General features: G+C 55.7%; 14 protein-coding genes. 4 read left to right on the top strand and 10 right to left on the bottom strand.

What is annotated here, in order from left to right:
* Positions 1 to 122 precede the first annotated feature (122 nt).
* From mglC to SK58_RS09715, 7 genes are all read right to left on the bottom strand, one after another.
* Positions 123 to 1,133, bottom strand: coding sequence for a galactose/methyl galactoside ABC transporter permease MglC (gene mglC, locus SK58_RS09745; RefSeq protein WP_003859318.1), 1,011 nt, complete (start codon positions 1,131 to 1,133; stop codon positions 123 to 125).
* Between the two features lie 15 nt (positions 1,134 to 1,148).
* Positions 1,149 to 2,669 (bottom strand): galactose/methyl galactoside ABC transporter ATP-binding protein MglA, encoded by a 1,521-nt coding sequence (gene mglA, locus SK58_RS09740; protein ID WP_003859320.1) that lies wholly within the window; start codon positions 2,667 to 2,669, stop codon positions 1,149 to 1,151.
* Positions 2,670 to 2,748: 79 nt separating this feature from the next.
* Positions 2,749 to 3,747: a galactose/glucose ABC transporter substrate-binding protein MglB gene (gene mglB, locus SK58_RS09735; protein WP_017383382.1), complete on the bottom strand. Its 999-nt coding sequence runs from the start codon at positions 3,745 to 3,747 to the stop codon at positions 2,749 to 2,751.
* A gap of 295 nt (positions 3,748 to 4,042) precedes the next feature.
* Positions 4,043 to 5,065, bottom strand: coding sequence for an HTH-type transcriptional regulator GalS (gene galS / locus SK58_RS09730; protein WP_003859324.1), 1,023 nt, complete (start codon positions 5,063 to 5,065; stop codon positions 4,043 to 4,045).
* A 155-nt stretch (positions 5,066 to 5,220) separates the two neighbouring features.
* Positions 5,221 to 6,378: a DUF418 domain-containing protein YeiB gene (yeiB, locus tag SK58_RS09725; protein WP_015572318.1), complete on the bottom strand. Its 1,158-nt coding sequence runs from the start codon at positions 6,376 to 6,378 to the stop codon at positions 5,221 to 5,223.
* Positions 6,379 to 6,396: 18 nt separating this feature from the next.
* Positions 6,397 to 7,065, bottom strand: a complete 669-nt coding sequence (folE, locus tag SK58_RS09720) for a GTP cyclohydrolase I FolE (protein WP_015572317.1) — start codon at positions 7,063 to 7,065, stop codon at positions 6,397 to 6,399.
* 102 nt (positions 7,066 to 7,167) lie between these two features.
* On the bottom strand, positions 7,168 to 8,316 hold the full coding sequence (locus SK58_RS09715) for a YbfB/YjiJ family MFS transporter (RefSeq protein WP_017383385.1): 1,149 nt from the start codon (positions 8,314 to 8,316) through the stop codon (positions 7,168 to 7,170).
* A gap of 137 nt (positions 8,317 to 8,453) precedes the next feature.
* On the opposite strand from SK58_RS09715, the gene fghA reads away from it, so the two are divergent.
* Both fghA and SK58_RS09705 read left to right on the top strand, forming a co-directional pair.
* Entirely contained in the window at positions 8,454 to 9,281 is an 828-nt protein-coding gene (fghA, locus tag SK58_RS09710; RefSeq protein ID WP_017383386.1) for an S-formylglutathione hydrolase, read from the top strand.
* Between the two features lie 267 nt (positions 9,282 to 9,548).
* The gene (locus tag SK58_RS09705; protein WP_047729311.1) at positions 9,549 to 11,534 is read left to right on the top strand and encodes a ligand-gated channel protein; all 1,986 of its coding nucleotides are present in this window, start codon (positions 9,549 to 9,551) and stop codon (positions 11,532 to 11,534) included.
* A 54-nt stretch (positions 11,535 to 11,588) separates the two neighbouring features.
* On the opposite strand, the gene SK58_RS09700 is transcribed toward SK58_RS09705, so the two are convergent.
* Entirely contained in the window at positions 11,589 to 13,058 is a 1,470-nt protein-coding gene (locus tag SK58_RS09700; protein WP_006811308.1) for an amino acid permease, read from the bottom strand.
* Positions 13,059 to 13,238: 180 nt separating this feature from the next.
* Entirely contained in the window at positions 13,239 to 14,105 is an 867-nt protein-coding gene (yieE, locus tag SK58_RS09695) for a DNA-binding transcriptional regulator YeiE (protein WP_017383387.1), read from the bottom strand.
* 97 nt (positions 14,106 to 14,202) lie between these two features.
* On the opposite strand from yieE, the gene SK58_RS09690 reads away from it, so the two are divergent.
* Positions 14,203 to 15,249, top strand: a complete 1,047-nt coding sequence (locus SK58_RS09690) for a YeiH family protein (protein WP_033487350.1) — start codon at positions 14,203 to 14,205, stop codon at positions 15,247 to 15,249.
* A gap of 64 nt (positions 15,250 to 15,313) precedes the next feature.
* Positions 15,314 to 16,171: a deoxyribonuclease IV gene (gene nfo / locus SK58_RS09685; RefSeq protein WP_017693043.1), complete on the top strand. Its 858-nt coding sequence runs from the start codon at positions 15,314 to 15,316 to the stop codon at positions 16,169 to 16,171.
* A gap of 74 nt (positions 16,172 to 16,245) precedes the next feature.
* On the opposite strand, the gene fruA is transcribed toward nfo, so the two are convergent.
* Positions 16,246 to 17,931, bottom strand: coding sequence for a PTS fructose transporter subunit IIBC (fruA, locus tag SK58_RS09680; protein WP_015572312.1), 1,686 nt, complete (start codon positions 17,929 to 17,931; stop codon positions 16,246 to 16,248).

The following is a 17,931-nucleotide window of genomic DNA, read 5'->3' as shown; positions in this document are numbered from 1 at the left end:
TTTGTCGGGTGGCGGCTTCGCCTTACCCGACCTACGATCGCGATTTTGTAGGCCCGGTAAGCGTCGCGCCACCAGGCAAAAAAAGGCCCGCTACGTGAGCGGGCCTTTTCATTCTGAAGATCTTACTTCTTACGCGCGTACTTCAGTGAATCCAGCGCAACCGCGAAGATGATGATGGCGCCCTTGATGATGTACTGCCAGTAGGGGTTCACGCCGATGTAGGTCAGGCCGTAGTTGATAACGGTGAAGATGATCACACCGGTCACCACGCCCAGCACGGTCCCCACGCCGCCGCTGAAGGAGACGCCGCCAACCACGCAGGCTGCAATCGCATCCAGTTCGTACATAAAGCCGAGGTTGTTGGTTGCAGAGCCGATACGGCCCGCTTCCAGCATCCCGCCGAAGGCGTAGAAGACCCCGGACAGGGCGTAAATCATCAGCAGGTTCAGAGCCACGTTGACCCCGGACACTTTCGCCGCTTCAGGGTTACCGCCGATAGCAAAGATGTTTTTACCGAAGCGGGTTTTGTTCCACAGGATCCAGACGAACGCCACCGCAATCAGCGCATAGAAGGTGATGTAGGAGAGACGGAAGCTGCCCAGCGCAACAAACCCCTGCGTGAAGGTCGAGAAGCCGCTGTCGAAGCCAGAGATTGGAGACGCGCCGACGAAATCGTAGTACAGGGAGTTGATACCATAAACGATGATCATCGTGCCAAGCGTGGTGATGAATGGCGTCACGTTCAGGTAAGCAATGATGATGCCGTTAATCAGGCCAATTACCGCGCCGATGGCGCACACGATCAGGATCACCACGAAAATCGGCATGGTCGCCATCTCCGGGAACACCTTGTTGGCGTTTTCCATCGACTGCAACAGGGTTGCCGCAATGACCGCCGCCAGACCCACCTGGCGCCCTGCCGAAAGGTCAGTCCCCTGGGTAACGATAAGTCCCGCCACGCCAAGCGCGATAATAATACGTACGGAAGACTGGGTCAGAATGTTACTCAAGTTCAGCAGACTTAAGAACGTAGGGTCCTGGAAAATAATAATCGCCAGCAAGACTAAAAGAACAACGTAAATACCGCCTTCTTTCAGATAAGTGAGAAAACTTTTTTTATTTAACGCACTCATGAGGAGCCCCTGATCTTAAAGGTGCAAAGACGCAAGACGCAAAATTTCGTTTTGCGTTGTCGTTTTGGTTTCAACAATACCGGCAACGAGACCATTGCTCATAACCAGAATACGGTCTGTGATCCCTAACAATTCCGGCATTTCGGAAGAAATAATAATGATCCCTTTATCTTTTTTCGCCAGCTCGGCGATCAGCTGGTAAATCTCAAATTTTGCACCCACGTCGATACCACGCGTAGGTTCATCCAGCATCAGAATTTCAGGCTGGGTTAATAGCCAGCGACCAATAATGACTTTCTGCTGGTTCCCTCCCGAGAGTGAGCCAATTTGCGTGCGGTGGCCCGGCGTTTTCACGCGCATGGAGTCAATCACCCACTGGGTATCGCTCTTCATGCGGGAATTATCCAGCAGCCCGACTTTATTTTTATAATTGCGAATATTAGAAATTAACGAGTTAAAGTTAATATCCAGATAAGCGTAAATACCGGTGGAACGACGCTCTTCCGTCACCAGCGCAAAGCCATTATTAATGGCTTCGTTGGCGTTGTGGTTGTTGATCTTCTTACCGTGCAGCGTAATGGTGCCTTCGGCTTTCTCACGGATACCAAACAGGGTTTCCACGATATCGGTGCGCTTAGCGCCCACCAGCCCTGCGATGCCAAGGATCTCCCCCTTGTGCAGATCGAAAGAGACATCGCGGATAGACGGCTGACGCAGCGAGGTCAGGTTACGCACCTCCAGAATCACTTCGCCTGGCTTGTTTTCTTTATCCGGGAAACGCTGGTTCAGAGAACGGCCAACCATCATGGCGATGATCTTGTCCATATCCAGCCCTTCCAGCGGCTGGGTGGCGATCCACTGGCCGTCGCGCAGGATGGTGATTTCATCGCACAGCTGGAAGATCTCTTCCATTTTATGTGAGATATAGACAATGCCGCAGCCGCGATCTTTCAGCTTACGAATAATGGTAAAAAGGTGGTTAACCTCTTTTTCCGTTAATGACGATGTCGGTTCATCCATGATCACGATTTTCGCATCATAGGAGAACGCTTTGGCAATTTCGATCATCTGCATCTGGGAAACGGATAATGTCCCGACGCGTGCGCGCGGGTCGATATCAATATCCAGCTCATCAAAAATGGCTTTGGTGTCGCGATACATTTTATCCTGATCGACAAAGACACCTTTGGTTGGATAACGACCCAACCACATATTATCCATAACTGAACGTTGCAGAACCAGGTTTAATTCCTGGTGTACCATCGAGATACCGTTCTCCAGCGCTTCTTTCGCTGAATGGAAGTCGATCTCTTTTCCCTGAAAAAGAATGCTGCCAGAATCTTTTTGATAGATCCCAAAGAGGCATTTTAATAATGTTGATTTACCCGCACCGTTTTCACCCATTAACGCATGAATAGAGTGTGGACGAACTTTTAAATTAACATTATCGAGCGCCTTAACACCGGGGAATGACTTGTTGACACCGGTCATTTCCAACAAGTATTCACCGGACGACTGAGTAGTTGTGCTGACCATAATTATACCTTGTTGGCCTCGCATATCGCGTTATAAAAGGGCGCAACGAATTGCGCCCAGTGAAGACAATGCAGATAACTTATTTACCGATAAACTCAGCCAGGTTGGACTGGTCTACGCCCACGTAAGGAACGCGAACGATTTTGTTGTCAATTTTCCAGTTAGTCCCGTCAGCGGCGCCTTTACCGTCGGCCAGGTTTTTCGCCAGATCGAAGGTGGCTTTCGCCTGGTTGTTGGCATCGTTCAGCACGGTACCGGCCATAGCGCCAGATTTCACCAGCGCCAGCGCTTCTGGCAGGGCATCCACACCGAACACAGGAATGGCGGACTTGTTGTGGGCTTTCAGGGCTTCAACGGCACCCATTGCCATCGCATCGTTGTTGGCGATGACCACTTCAATTTTGTTGGCGTTCGGACCAGAGAGCCACGCGTCCATCTTATCTTTCGCCTGAGCGGTGTCCCACATTGCGGTGTCTAACGCCAGCTGCTGGGTTTTCAGGCCCTTGTCGTTCAGCTCTTTAATAACGTAGGTGGTACGTGCTTCAGCATCCGGATGGCCCGGTTCACCTTTCAGCAGAACGAACTGAATCTGACCATCTTTGTTCAGATCCCAGTTCGGGTTCGCCGCCCAGTGTTTCGCAATCAGATCGCCCTGGATAATCCCGGACTCTTTGGAGTCGGTACCCACGTAATACGCTTTGTCGTAGCTGTCCAGCGCCTTACGGGAAGGTTCTTTGTTGAAGAAGACAATTGGCACGTTCTGGCCGCGCGCTTTCTCGATCACCGTGCCTGCCGCCGCCGGGTCAACCAGGTTAATAGCCAGCGCTTTCACGCCTTTTGCCAGAAGAACGTCAATCTGATCGTTCTGTTTGGACTGGTCATTCTGGGAGTCATTCATCAGCAGCTGCACGTCTGGCGCTGATTTAGCATCTTTTTCAATTGCTTTACGCACAACGGACATGAAGTTGTCGTCGTATTTATAGATAGTCACGCCAATACGGGTATCCGCTGCGTGTGCTGCTGCGCCAAAAAGCATGCTTGCCATGACAGCAGACAGAGTCAACACCTTCTTATTCATGGTATCTCCGGTTTTTTTTATGCAGGGTAGTTCTTGTGAAAAACGGTCGGCGGGCAGAAGTTAATAAAACGTTACTGATCGCCGAAGTTCACTTATAAAATGTCCAGCTTCCGTGTTCGGTAACGCTCCAGAAATGCGTTTTATTCGTTGTTTGAGGCATGCTGGTAACGGTAAAAGTGAATAATCACCGTTACATTGTGTTTCAGCCCCTAAAACGCTGACATCATAGACAGCGGCTTGTTAAGATACTGTGAATTTACTCACAGATTGAAAACGGTTACATCACGTGATGTTATCAGTTAGTGATCGGAGCCACAGTTTGTCGGATAGCGACCGAATGGCGGCGTACTAAAGTCGGCATAAAACAATGCGTTGCGTCAGGATCTAACAGCCCTGCCGCCCCCTGTAACGCCAGCTCTGTCGCCAGTTTCGCCATCGACGCAATGGGGTAACGCACCGTTGTCAGCTGCGGATCGGTGTAACGGGCAATCGGGATATCGTCAAAGCCGATCAGCGATAAATGCTGTGGCACCGCAATGCCGTTGTCTTTCAGCGCGGTAAGCGCACCTGCCGCCATGCTGTCGTTATAGGCAAACACGGCCGTCAGCTGAAGATTACGCCCCAGCAGTTCCACCATTGCCGCTTCACCGCCCTGCATGTCCGGCGAACCGGTACCTACCCAGCTTTCCAGCGGCGCAATGCCCTGCTCTTTCAGGGCGTTTTGCCAGCCCTCGCGGCGCATCATGTCGTCTTCAATACCGTGGCTGGAGGCCAGATAACCAATGCGCTGATGGCCGTTGCTGATGAGCATCCGCGTCGCCATCATCGCGCCGCTGATGTTATCCAGACCGACGCAGCGGTGCGCGTAGCCGGGGACGATACGGTTGATCAGCACCATGCCGGGGATCTGCTCCATAAACCCGGCCAGCTCTTCATCGCTCAGGGCTTTAGAGTGCACAATCAGGGCGTTACAGCGCTGGCGGATCAGTACCTCAATGGCATAACGCTCTTTTTCAGCCTCGTGATAGCTGTTGCCAATCAGCACATATTTCTGGTGCTGCTGGGCAACGACGTCCACCGCTTTGACCAGCGCGCCGAAGAAGGCGTCCGACACGTCCATCACCACTACGCCAATGGTATCGCTGACCTGCGTCGCCAGCGCCTGGGCATTAGCGTTTGGCCGGTACCCCAGCTGGGTCACGGCTTTCATTACGGTTTCACGCGTTTCAGGGCTGACCAGCGCACTGTTGTTCAGCACGCGGGAGACAGTAGCAACAGAAACACCCGCCTGGCGGGCGACGTCACGAATGGTGATCATATTCACCACCCTTTAAAGGATTGCAGCAACTCACAGACACCCCCTGTGTTTAGCAAGGTGGCTATTCTGGCAGCGAGAGAGAGGAGACTACGTGAAGAAGCTCACACAGATGAAAACGCTTACATCCGTTTTGTTAATGATTGTGATCCAGATCGTTATCTGGATGTATTACGCAATGACACGCCCGAAGCACGGGCGGTTAACCGTCGCCATGCCCATTCCAGCGGGCCCTGGCGGAAAAAACGCAGCCAGACAACCGAAAACACCACGTTAACAATCCAGACCGGAATAACAAACGCCAGCAGCGTCAGGCGGTCGAATTTCATAAACAGGCCGAATCGGTAGAAAAGCGTGGTGCATATCAGCGTTTGCAGGATGTAATTGCTTAACGCCATCCGTCCAACACAGGCCACCGCACTGACGATCCACAGGCGGGAAAGCTGGGGCCAGAAGCCGTAGATCAGCGCCGCATAGCCAATAGTCTGGAACGGCGCGCTCAGTTCGCGCGGCACCTGCAACAGGAACGCACACCAGCGGTAATCCCACTGAAGATGCCACTGCATCATCACCGCCGGGAGGTTGATGATCACGCCGAGCAGCACCAGCCCTGCTCCCGTACGACGATAGTGTCGCAGGCTAAATTCCCCTTTCAGCCAGCCGGTGCGCATCAGGGCTGCGCCCATCAGCATCATCCCCGCCAGCTGCCAGCCGTATTGCGCGCCCAGCGCCAGCAGATTATCGCCGAGCATATCGGCCCGGTTGCCTATCGCTTCCATGCCGCCTTTCAGCTTCCAGAACTGCTCATATTGCAGGTTGGCCGCATCCGGGATCCATGAACGACTGGTGGAAGCATCGGCAATCATGCCAAGCAGCAATAACACGGCCAGTCCCATGACATAGAGCATCACGCCGGTATTAAACAGGCTTTTCACACCGGGCGCGTCGCGGATCAGCCGCCAGCAAATCAGCCCCACCAGACCATACGCGAGCAGAATATCGCCGTCCCAGAACAGCAGCCCGTGAATAAAACCGAGGATAACCAGCAGCGTTAAACGCGACTGGATCCAGCGCGTACCGCGTTTGAGGAGAAGCTGAAGTCCCGCGCCAAACAGAAGCGCAAAGAGGGTCAGGAATTTAACCTGTGCAAAGAGATCGAGGATTGCCCACGTCCAGGCGTCGCTGCGCGTGATGTCGCCATACCACGCAGGATTCAGATAAGCGGCCTTCGGCAGACCGAAGGCGCTGATATTCAGCAGCAGGATACCGAGAATGGCGACGCCGCGAACAAAATCGAGCGTGACGTTTCGCTCCATGGTCCCTGCCCTGTCTGATTAGTTGTGGTGACGCACGGCGCGCAGGAACTCCTGGCGGGTGTTCTGGCTCGATTTGAACAGGCCACCCAGCGAAGTGGTGGTGGTTGCGCTGGTTGCATCACGCACGCCGCGCGCTTTCACGCAGTAGTGCACCGCGTCGATAGACACTGCCACGTTGTTAGTACCCAACAGAGTTTGCAGTGCGGTCAGGATCTGCTGCGTCAGACGCTCCTGCACCTGCGGACGCTGGGCAAAGAACTGCACGATGCGGTTGATCTTGGACAGGCCAATGACCGTATCTTTTGGAATATAGGCCACCGTCGCTTTACCATCGATGGTCACAAAGTGATGCTCGCAGGTGCTGGTCAGCGTGATATCGCGTACCGTCACCATCTCATCGACCTTCATCTTATTTTCAATGACGGTGATTTTCGGGAAGTTCGCGTAATCCAGGCCGGAGAAAATTTCGTCGACGTACATCTTCGCGATGCGGTGCGGCGTCTCCATCAGGCTGTCGTCGCTCAGATCGAGATTCAGCAGTTGCATGATCTCCGTCATATGGCCGGCGATCAGACTCTTGCGGGTATCATTGTCCAGCTCCTGCACGGGCGGGCGCAGTGGCGTTTCAAGACCGCGCGCAACCAGCGCTTCATGGACAAGGGCTGCTTCTTTACTGAGTGATGACATTCTTTTCTCCTGCAGGTGTGGCGTCTTTTGCCCTCGTTGTGGCAAAAGTGTGCGCTCATTGTGCGTGAGGCGACGCACATAATCCAGTATTCACGACGATAATTATTGCAATTGCTGTTGCCTTTCAGCCTGACGGTTCCAGACTAACGCTCCGCCAACGAACAGCGCGATCCCCGCCAGCCCCAGCGCAGGTTCCAGCCGATGCGTGAGCCAGGTCGACAGTGCCGACGTGACCGGACCCACCAGCTGACCAATGGCATACCCGGTGGTGAGCAGTCCCGCCATATAACGCGTGTGGTCTGGCGCCAGCTCGCGACCGTACAAAAGAGAGAGCTGCACGGCGCAGAGGAACCCGCCGCCCACCAGCAGCCCACCCGTCAGCAAGCCGCCTATGCCCGGCAGCAGCCAGGCCGCCAGCACGCCAATCCCCTGTAACCACAGAACAATCGCCAGCCTGCGGTTAGCGCTTGATGTATGCCGCAGGGCAATGCTGAGCGCAATTCCCACCACCGAGGCGGCGCCAAATATCGGCCAGACAAACTGGGCAAACAGGCTGCCAGGAAAACGCACCGCCGCCATTTGCGATAAAAAGGTCGCCGGGAGGATATAGCCGAACCCTGCCAGGCTGTAGCTCCAGACCAGACGCTTGAGATCTGCGGTCAGCAGCAGCGGTTCAGGCGCGGTACCGGGCCGATGGAGCTGCCCGGACCGCGGCAGGTAGCGCGCCACCAGCACAATCAGCACCAGCGCCAGTACGCCGTAGATTTGCCATGCCGCCCCGGCGGACAAGGATTTCGCCTGAATATAGACCGCCAGCAGGCCGCTCAGGGCGATGCCGGCCCCGGGTCCGGCAAAGACGGCCGCACTGAGTCCCGGTTTGCCCAGTTGCCCCAGCCGCTCGTTGGTCCAGGCGGCAATCAGCACCATCGACCAGCCGCTCATGCAGCCGATCACAAAGCGCAGCAGACCGTGAACAACGGCATTATCTGCCGCCGCGGAGAGCAGCGTTAGCGCCACCGCACCGGTGATGCCAAGCCAGAGACGCGTTTCAACGAAGCGATGGGCGCGCATGGCATCCCATGCCCCCACCAGATAGCCCAGATAGTTCATTGCCGCCACCAGCCCCGCGCTGGTAAGCGTGAGTTGCCCGGCGGCTATCATCAGCGGCACCTGAGGCGTGAAGGCGAAGCGCCCTATCCCCATCGCCACGACCAGAACCACAAATCCGCTGAGCGCGATACGCAGCGCCATGATCGCTCCAATTGTTAAAGAAAAGTAAATTTATGATGCAACATCTCGCCGTCCTGCGAAAGTGAAAGTTGCTCACAGGTCAATGAAAACTCTGTATTATGCGTTTTATGAATCGTCTTACCTTTAAGGAGCCCTGCATGGAACTGCTCGAAGAGCATCGTTGTTTTGAAGGTCGACAGCAGCGCTGGCGGCACGACTCCACCACGCTGAATTGTGCTATGACGTTCAGCATTTTCCTGCCCCCTGCGGACAATCCACCGGTGCTGTACTGGCTTTCAGGCCTGACCTGCAACGACGAAAACTTCACCACCAAAGCGGGTGCCCAGCGTATTGCCGCCGAACTGGGCATTGCGCTGGTGATGCCAGATACCAGCCCGCGTGGCGATGACGTGGCCGACGATGCCGGATACGATTTGGGTAAAGGCGCCGGGTTCTATCTCAACGCCACGGAACAACCGTGGGCGAGCCATTACCGCATGTATGACTACATTCGCGATGAACTGCCTGCCCTGGTGCACTCTCAGTTCGCGGTCAGCGAGCGCTGCGCGATAAGCGGACATTCGATGGGGGGCCACGGGGCGCTGATAATGGCGCTGAAAAATCCGGGGAAATACACCAGCGTGTCCGCATTTGCGCCGATTGTGAACCCAACGCAGGTGCCGTGGGGGCAAAAAGCCTTTACGCACTATCTGGGTGAAGATGCAGAAAAATGGCAGGAATGGGACAGCTGCGCGTTGATGCTGGCGAGCGATTCGGTGAATGCGATCCCAATGCTTATCGATCAGGGCGATGCGGATCAGTTCCTCGCCGGACAGCTACAGCCTGCGGTGCTGGCGGAAGCCGCGCGCCAGAAGGACTGGCCGCTAACGCTGCGCATTCAGCCGGGATACGACCACAGCTATTACTTCATGGCGTCCTTTATTGAGGATCATCTCCGCTTCCATGCGGAGCATCTGTTCAGATAAGTTCCGCCTTTTGCCCGGTAGTGCCTCCTGCCTACCGGGTCTTCCCCTCCCCCTCTTTACATACTTCTATCCGCTTGAATCCAGCCTGATTTCTGTCTCCGATACCCAAACACAAATGATTTCAATTATCATTTGTGTTTACAATTCTACATTCTTTTGTACAATTCCAGGCTCTTCTCCATCTCAAAGAGTTCTTACAAGACAAAAACATACAGTTCTCAGGGTTATCCCGATGGAGTTTTATTCATTTTTATACGGAATGTACAAATGACAATACCGCGCATTAAGCTCCTGGCCGTCGCCATTGGCGCTGCCACATGTTCCCCCTTCGTTCACGCAGCCGATCAGGACACCGTTGTCGTCACCGCGACGGGTTTTGAACAAAAAATCCAGAATGCCCCCGCCTCCATCTCTGTGATTTCAAAACAGCAGATTGAAGATAAAGCCTACCGTGATGTTACCGATGCCCTGAGAGACGTCCCGGGCGTTGTCGTCACTGGCGGCGGGAGCAGCAGTGATATCAGTATTCGCGGCATGTCCTCTCAGTACACCCTGTTCCTGGTGAACGGCAAACGCGTCAGTACGCGAAGCACCCGCCCCAACAGCGACAACTCGGGTATTGAACAAGGCTGGCTGCCGCCGCTGGAGTCCATTGAGCGCATCGAGGTCATCCGCGGCCCGATGTCCTCGCTTTACGGCTCCGATGCTATGGGTGGCGTAATTAACGTCATTACCAAAAAAGTCTCGAACACTAAAGCCTGGACCGGTTCGTTGCATGGCGATGCGACCTTCCAGGAAAACAATGATTCCGGCGATATCTTCCAGACCAACGCCTACGCTTCTGGTCCCCTGATCGACGGACTGCTGGGCGCAAAAGTGACGGGGCTGTTGTCACGCCGCGCAGAAGATAAAATCGTGAACGGCTATAACGAGCAGAAAATGCGTAACGGTGGCATTACGCTGAACTTCACGCCGGACGAGAAGAACGATTTCGACCTCGACTTTGCTCGCGAGCTTCAGGACAGAAACAGCACCCCGGGGATGTCGAAAGCGGCTGAAACCTGCCGGGGAACAACCTGTACGCCAAATACCAAAAGCGACTCGCGCTATGAGCACACGACCTACTCCTTAACGCACAGCGGGTATTACGACGACTTCAATACCACCAGCTATATCCAGCAGGAAGAGACCAATAATCCAGGTCGCAAAATGCGCTCCTATAACACCACCTTCAACAACCAGAACCAGATTTTCCTCGGCGATCATACGTTGACCCTCGGCGGGCAGTATCGTTATGAGAAACTGCGCGACAAGGGTAATCAGCTGGAAGCTGCTGACGGCCTGAACAAACTGACGCGCTGGAGCTGGGCCCTGTTTGCCGAAGATGAATGGGCAATGACGGAAAGCTTTACGTTGACCGGCGGCCTGCGTATGGACAAAGACCAAAACTACGGTACTAACTGGACGCCGCGCGGTTACGGCGTATGGCACCTGGCCGATCAGTGGACGTTAAAAGGCGGGGTTTCGGCTGGCTATCGTGCGCCGGATCTGCGTCAGTCGTCTGCCAGCTGGGGCCAGGTAACGGGTGGCGGCCGTCTTGACGGTATCATCGTTGGCAACCCGGATCTGAAACCAGAGAAGAGTCTGAGCGAAGAGCTCGCCCTGCTCTGGGATAACAACGATAACCTGAATGCCGGCGTAACGCTGTTTAATACCGACTTCAAGGACAAGATTACGGAAGTTCGCCGCTGTAACAGCAGCGCCGATCCCGCCTGTACGATTGGCGATCACAGCTATGATTTCGTCAGCGATCGCGTCAACGTGGACAAAGCCAACATGCGCGGTGTGGAGTCCTCCTTCGGGTGGAAAATCACGCGCGATGTGAACTGGACTGCAAACTACACCTATACGGAGTCTGAGCAGAAGAGCGGCCAGTTCTCCGGCAAGCCACTGAACAAAATGCCGAAACACATGTTCAACACCACCCTGGACTGGCAGGCGACGCCAGATGTCGGATTCTGGAGCCGTCTGAACCTGCGCGGTAAAACGTCTGAGTACCTGAGCCGCACGTCAATGTCCCAGGGTACGCCGTCCTACACTCAGGTTGATGTCGGTATGCGCTACAACGCCAACAAAAACCTGCTGGTTACTGCCGGTGTGTATAACGTGCTCGATAAGCAGATTGATTACGATACGTATGACACCGTGCTGGATGGCCGTCGCTACACCGTCGGCATGACCTACAGCTTCTGATCTGCCCATAAAAAAGCCCGCTCAACTGAGCGGGCTAAAAAAGAGGAAGTGCGGTTATTGTTTAAATCGTTCCGGGAAATCCATTTCACTGTAGCGAACGAAGCGTGTTCCTTTCGTCAGTTTGTAGCCAAACCAGATGATCAGGAACAGCGGAATGCCAATATAGGTGGCCGTGACGGCGCCCCAGTCAATGGTGTCCGCAAGGAAGGCCTCATAGTTCTGACCCAGGGTAATAATCAGGCACAGAACGAAGGCGAAGATCGGCCCCAGCGGGAAGAACCCTGACCGGTACGGCAGATTATTCAGATCATGCCCCTGCTTGACGTACCCGCGACGGAAACGGTAGTGGCTGATGGCAATGCCCAGCCAGGCAATGAAGCCCGTCATACCAGAGGTGTTAAGCAGCCACAGGTAGACCGTCTGATTGCCGAACATGGAGGTCAGGAAACAGAGACCCGCAATCACCGTGGTCGCATACAGCGCGTTGCGCGGCACGCCACCGCGAGACAGTTTCGAGAAAATACGCGGCGCTTTACCGTCGCAGGCCAGGGTGTAGAGCATGCGGGTGGAGGCGTACATCCCGGAGTTACCCGCAGACAGTACCGCCGTCAGGATCACCGCGTTCATCACCGCCGCGGCAGAGAGCAGACCCGCGTGCTGGAAGACCAGCGTGAACGGGCTGACGCTGATGTCTTTCACATCGTTACGCAGCAGGCTTGGGTCGGTATACGGAATAATCAGGCTGATAATCAGGATCGCGAACACATAGAACAGCAGGATACGCCAGAACACCTGACGCACCGCGCGCGGAATGTTCTTCTCCGGGTTTTCGGATTCACCGGCCGCGATACCAATCAGCTCGGTACCCTGGAAGGAGAAGCCGACAATCATCGCCACGCCAATCATCGCCGAGAAGCCCCCGGCAAACGGCGCATCGCCTATAGTCCAGTTACTCCAGCCCGCCGGTTCAGCCCCTTTGAAAATACCAACGATCATCGCCACACCGACGACGATAAAGATGATGACGGTTGCCACTTTAATCAAAGAGAACCAGTATTCCGCTTCGCCAAAGCCGCGCACGGAGATGTAGTTCAGCAGGAAGATGACCGCCAGGAACAGGGCGCTCCAGATCCAGCCTGGCGTGTCCGGGAACCACCAGGTCATCACCAGCTGTGCGGCGACGAGGTCAACGGCGATGGTCACCGCCCAGTTGTACCAGTAGTTCCAGCCCAGCGCGAAGCCGAATCCTTCCTCAACGTATTTTTGTCCGTAGGTCGAAAACGAACCAGACACCGGCATGTATGCCGCCAGTTCACCCAGGCTGGTCATCAGGAAGTAGACCATCAGGCCAATCAGGATATAAGAGAATAATGCCCCACCCGGGCCGGCTGCCGAAATTGTTGCGCCAGAGGCAACGAAAAGACCCGTACCGATGGAGCCGCCAATGGCGATCATCGTCAGGTGACGCGCCTTAAGTGCGCGACGTAGCGCGGGCGCTTCTGTGGTTTTAGTTTCTGAAACCATGTGAAAATGCTGTCCATTCAATAAATGAGGCGCGATTGTAGCAGACGATCTGCGTTGCTTCCGGCAGAAATGCTCAGTTATAAGAGAGCTTCATGACTCGGCCAGGATTATAAGTAAAGCATAAAAATGTGGGGTGATAAGCGCACATAGCCCCGGTAAGCGAAGCGCCACCGGGGAACGTTAAATGGCGCAGTAGCGCAGAAAACGCTGGAGCGAGCTGGAAAGGTGTTTCTGACGATGATGGATGCACCACAGCGTGCGCACCAGCTTCGGCAGCGGAACGGGGATCTCAACCAGAGAGCCGGTCTCCAGCTGTTCGGCAATCACCCGTCGGGAAAGACAGCTAATGCCCAGGCCATGACGCACCGCATGCTTAATCGCCTCGGAGTTACCTAACTCCATCCCTAACTGGAACTGCGGCAGATGGGACAGCAGCAGATAATCGACAATCTCACGCGTGCCGGAGCCCTGCTCTCGCAGGATCCACTGCGCCTGCGCCAGACGCTCCAGCGTCACCTCGCCCTGGAGTAAAGAAGAGGCCGGGGAGGCAAACACCACCAGCTCATCCTCCAGCCAGGGTTCCGCAATAATATCCACGTTGTGGCACGGCCCTTCGATAAGCCCGATGTCCACGCGGAAATCGATCACCGCGTTGATCACGTCCTGGCTGTTGCCGACGCTCATTTCCAGCGGCAGGGTCGGAAAATCCCGGCGGTAGCGGGCAATCACTTCCGGCAGGATGTAGTTACCGATCGTGCTGCTGGCGTAGACGCGAATAGCGCCGTTGTCCTCGCGGAACAGCTGTTCGATCTCCGTTGCCTGCTCCAGCAAGGCCAGGGCACGCGGGTACAGCAGGCGGCCATGTTCGTTCACCACCAGCCGCTTTCCTACCCTGTCGAAAAGCTGAACGCCCAGTTGCCCTTCAAGATCGGTCAAGGCCGCGCTAACGGCGGACTGCGAGAGCGCCAGCATTTGTGACGCCTGGGTTGTCGAGCCGCTTTTCAGCACCTCGGCAAAAACTTCCAGCTGACGCAATGTAATGTGCATGGTTGCTTACCACTTATAAAGATTGATTATAAATATATAATCAATTTTATTTTTAAGCCAGAGCGCCGTAACCTTTAGCCAGACAAAGGAGAAGGTTATGTCAGAAATCACCTTACAACATCATCGTACAGTGTGGCACTTCGTGCCGGGTCTCGCGCTCAGTGCCGTGGTTACCGGCGTGGCTTTATGGGGCGGGAGTATACCGGCGGTTGCCGGCGCAGGGTTCAGCGCCCTGACGCTGGCCATTCTGCTTGGCATGGTGGTCGGGAACACCGTTTATCCACACATCTGGAAATCCTGCGACGGCGGCGTGCTTTTCGCCAAGCAGCATTTATTACGTCTCGGGATCATCCTTTATGGCTTTCGTCTCACCTTTTCGCAGATTGCGGATGTCGGTGTCAGCGGGATTGCCATTGACGTCCTGACCCTTTCGAGCACCTTTTTACTGGCGTGCTTTATCGGCCAGAAGATCTTTGGGCTGGACAAACAGACCAGCTGGCTGATCGGTGCGGGTAGCAGCATCTGCGGCGCGGCGGCGGTACTGGCAACAGAACCCGTCGTTAAAGCCGAAGCCAGTAAAGTCACGGTTGCCGTCGCGACGGTAGTTATCTTCGGTACGCTGGCGATCTTCCTGTATCCGGCCATGTATCCGCTGGTGGCGCACTGGTTTAGTCCGGAAACCTACGGCATTTATATCGGCTCAACCATGCACGAAGTGGCGCAGGTGGTGGCGGCAGGTCACGCCATTAACCCGGAAGCGGAAAACGCGGCGGTCATCGCCAAAATGCTGCGCGTGATGATGCTGGCCCCGTTCCTGATTTTCCTCGCGGCGCGGGTTAAACAGCTTGCTCCGGCAGGCGGCAGCGAGAAAAGCAAAATCACCATTCCGTGGTTTGCGATCCTGTTCATCGTGGTCGCTGTCTTCAACTCTTTCCACCTGCTGCCAAAAGCGATGGTGGATATGCTGGTGACGCTGGATACGGTCCTGCTGGCGATGGCGATGGCGGCGCTGGGCGTCACCACACACGTCAGCGCGCTGAAAAAAGCCGGCGCGAAACCGCTGCTGATGGCGCTTGTGCTGTTCATCTGGCTAATCGTTGGCGGTGGTGCGATTAACCTTGCGGTACACAGCCTGTTGGCATAAACCATCTCGTCCTTCTCCTGTTAACCCGCTATCATAGGCATTTCGGGTTAACAGGAGTCTTTTTATGAAATATGTTGGAGCGCACGTCAGCGCTGCCGGTGGCCTTGCGAATGCCGCCATTCGCGCCGCCGAAATCGAGGCGACCGCTTTCGCCCTGTTCACCAAAAACCAGCGCCAGTGGCGCGCCGCAGCGCTCACCGCTGAAGTGATTGATGATTTCAAAGCCGCCTGTGAGAAATACCACTATGGGCCTGGCCAAATCCTTCCCCACGACAGCTACCTCATTAACCTCGGTCACCCGGTTGCCGAGGCGCTGGAAAAATCCCGCGAAGCGTTCCTGGATGAGGTTCAGCGCTGTGAACAGCTGGGGCTGACGCTGCTGAACTTCCATCCCGGCAGCCATCTGATGCAGATTGACGAAGACGCCTGTCTGGCGCGCATCGCCGAGTCCATCAACATGACGCTGGATAAAACCCAGGGCGTGACGGCGGTGATTGAGAATACCGCCGGTCAGGGCAGCAACCTCGGCTTTAAGTTTGAGCATCTGGCGGCGATCATCGACGGCGTGGAAGATAAATCCCGCGTGGGGGTGTGCATCGATACCTGTCACGCCTTTGCCGCCGGCTATGACCTGCGCACAACCGAGGCCACGAAAAATACCTTCGAGGAGTTCGAGCGTATTGTCGGTTTTAAATACCTTCGCGGTATGCACTTAAACGATGCGAAAAGCGCGTTCGGCAGCCGCGTTGACCGCCACCACAGCCTGGGCGAAGGCAACATCGGCCATGATGCGTTCCGCTTTATCATGCAGGACGCCCGCTTCGACGGTATTCCGATGGTGCTCGAAACCATTAACCCGGATATCTGGGCGGAAGAGATTGCCTGGCTGAAGGCGCAGCAAACCGCTGAACAGGCGGCATAAAAAAAGCCGGGCTGCTTACGCACCCGGCTTTTTTTGTAGGTCGGGTAAGGCGAAGCCGCCACCCGACACCGCTTTTAGGCTGCTTTTGCGACCACTTCCGCTTCCGGGCGCTTCAGCACCGCGTAAGACAGGCCTGCCACCAGCGTACCGGCAACAATCGCCAGCAGATAACCCAGCACCGGCGTGATGGCGCCAGGGATGAGCAGGACGAACAGACCGCCGTGCGGCGCCATCAGTTTCGCACCTACCGCCATGGAGATAGCCCCCGTCACCGCACCACCCACGATACAGCACGGCAGAACACGCATTGGATCGCGTGCCGCAAACGGGATTGCGCCTTCGGTGATGAAGCACAGGCCCAGCACCAGCGCCGCTTTACCGCCTTCCTGCTGCGCTTTATCGAACTTACGGCGGGCAATAATCGTCGCCAGACCGAGCGCCAGCGGAGGCACCATACCGGCCGCCATGATCGCCGCCATCGGCGCGTAGGTCTGGGTACTCAGCAGGCCAACGCCAAACGCATATGCCGCTTTGTTCACCGGCCCCCCCATGTCGGTACACATCATACCGCCGAGGATTGCGCCCAGCAGCACCGCGTTCGCCGTCCCCATGGTTTGCAGCCAGTGGGTCAGACCTTCGAGAATGCCCGCGACCGGCTTACCAATCAGGTAAATCATCGCCAGACCGACCACCAGGCTGGAAATCAGCGGGATGATCAGGATAGGTTTCAGCGCCTCCATACTCTGCGGTAGCTTCAGCTTCGAGCTGATCAGCTTCGCCACATAACCGGCGAGGAAACCGGCAATGATACCGCCGATAAAGCCAGAACCGGTGCTCACGGCGAGCATACCGCCGATAAGACCCGGCGTCAGACCCGGACGGTCAGCAATGGAGAAGGCGATAAAGCCCGCCAGCACCGGCACCATCAACGCAAACGCGGAGCCGCCGCCAATCTGCATCAACGCGGCCGCCAGTGTGCCCGGCTCTTTAAACGCCTCGATACCAAAGGCGAAGGAGAGCGCAATACACAGGCCGCCCGCCACCACCATCGGCAGCATGTAGGACACGCCGGTCAGCAGGTGACGATACGCGCCCGCAGACTCTTTTTTCCCTTCGGTCGCAGTTTTAGCCGCACCGGTTGCCTGATACGGTTTGGCTTCTGCCAGCGCCTTATCAAACTCCTGCGCGGTCTTCTTCAGCGCCAGGCCGGTAGAGGTACGGTACATCGGCTTGCCGGCAAACTTCGCCAGATCCACTTCGATATCCGCCGCCACAATCACCAGATCGGCTTCCGCCACCTCTTCCGGCGTGATGGCATTGCCCGCACCAACAGAGCCGCGGGTTTCAACCTTCACCCACCAGCCACGTTTTTTCGCTTCGGTTTCAATGGCTTCAGCCGCCATAAAGGTGTGCGCCACACCTGTCGGGCAGGCCGTTACCGCAACAATGCGTTTCGGCCCAGCGGCGGCAACCGGCGCCGCCTCAACAGGTGCGCTGTAAACCGTCGCATGACCTTTTGCTTCGCTCAGGAACAGCTCGGGATGGGCTACCGCGCGATTAATATCACCCAGCCACACTTTTTTGCCGTTCAGGGCGCTGTCAGCGGGGATTTTGTCGCCCAGAACAATCGCCATTTCAGCATCACCCGGGTTATCAATGATATCCAGATGCGCTTTTTGTGCCGCCGCGCCCAGCAGGGTCTTCGCCATATAGGCACGAGCCTGTCCGAGACCGGAGTCAATGATCAGCAGCGTTTTCAT

This window comes from Enterobacter sp. BIDMC93 (genome assembly GCF_001037805.1).
Taxonomy (GTDB): domain Bacteria; phylum Pseudomonadota; class Gammaproteobacteria; order Enterobacterales; family Enterobacteriaceae; genus Enterobacter; species Enterobacter hormaechei_C.
Note: the sequence above shows the minus strand (reverse complement) of the source record. Positions and strands in the feature narration are given on the sequence as shown.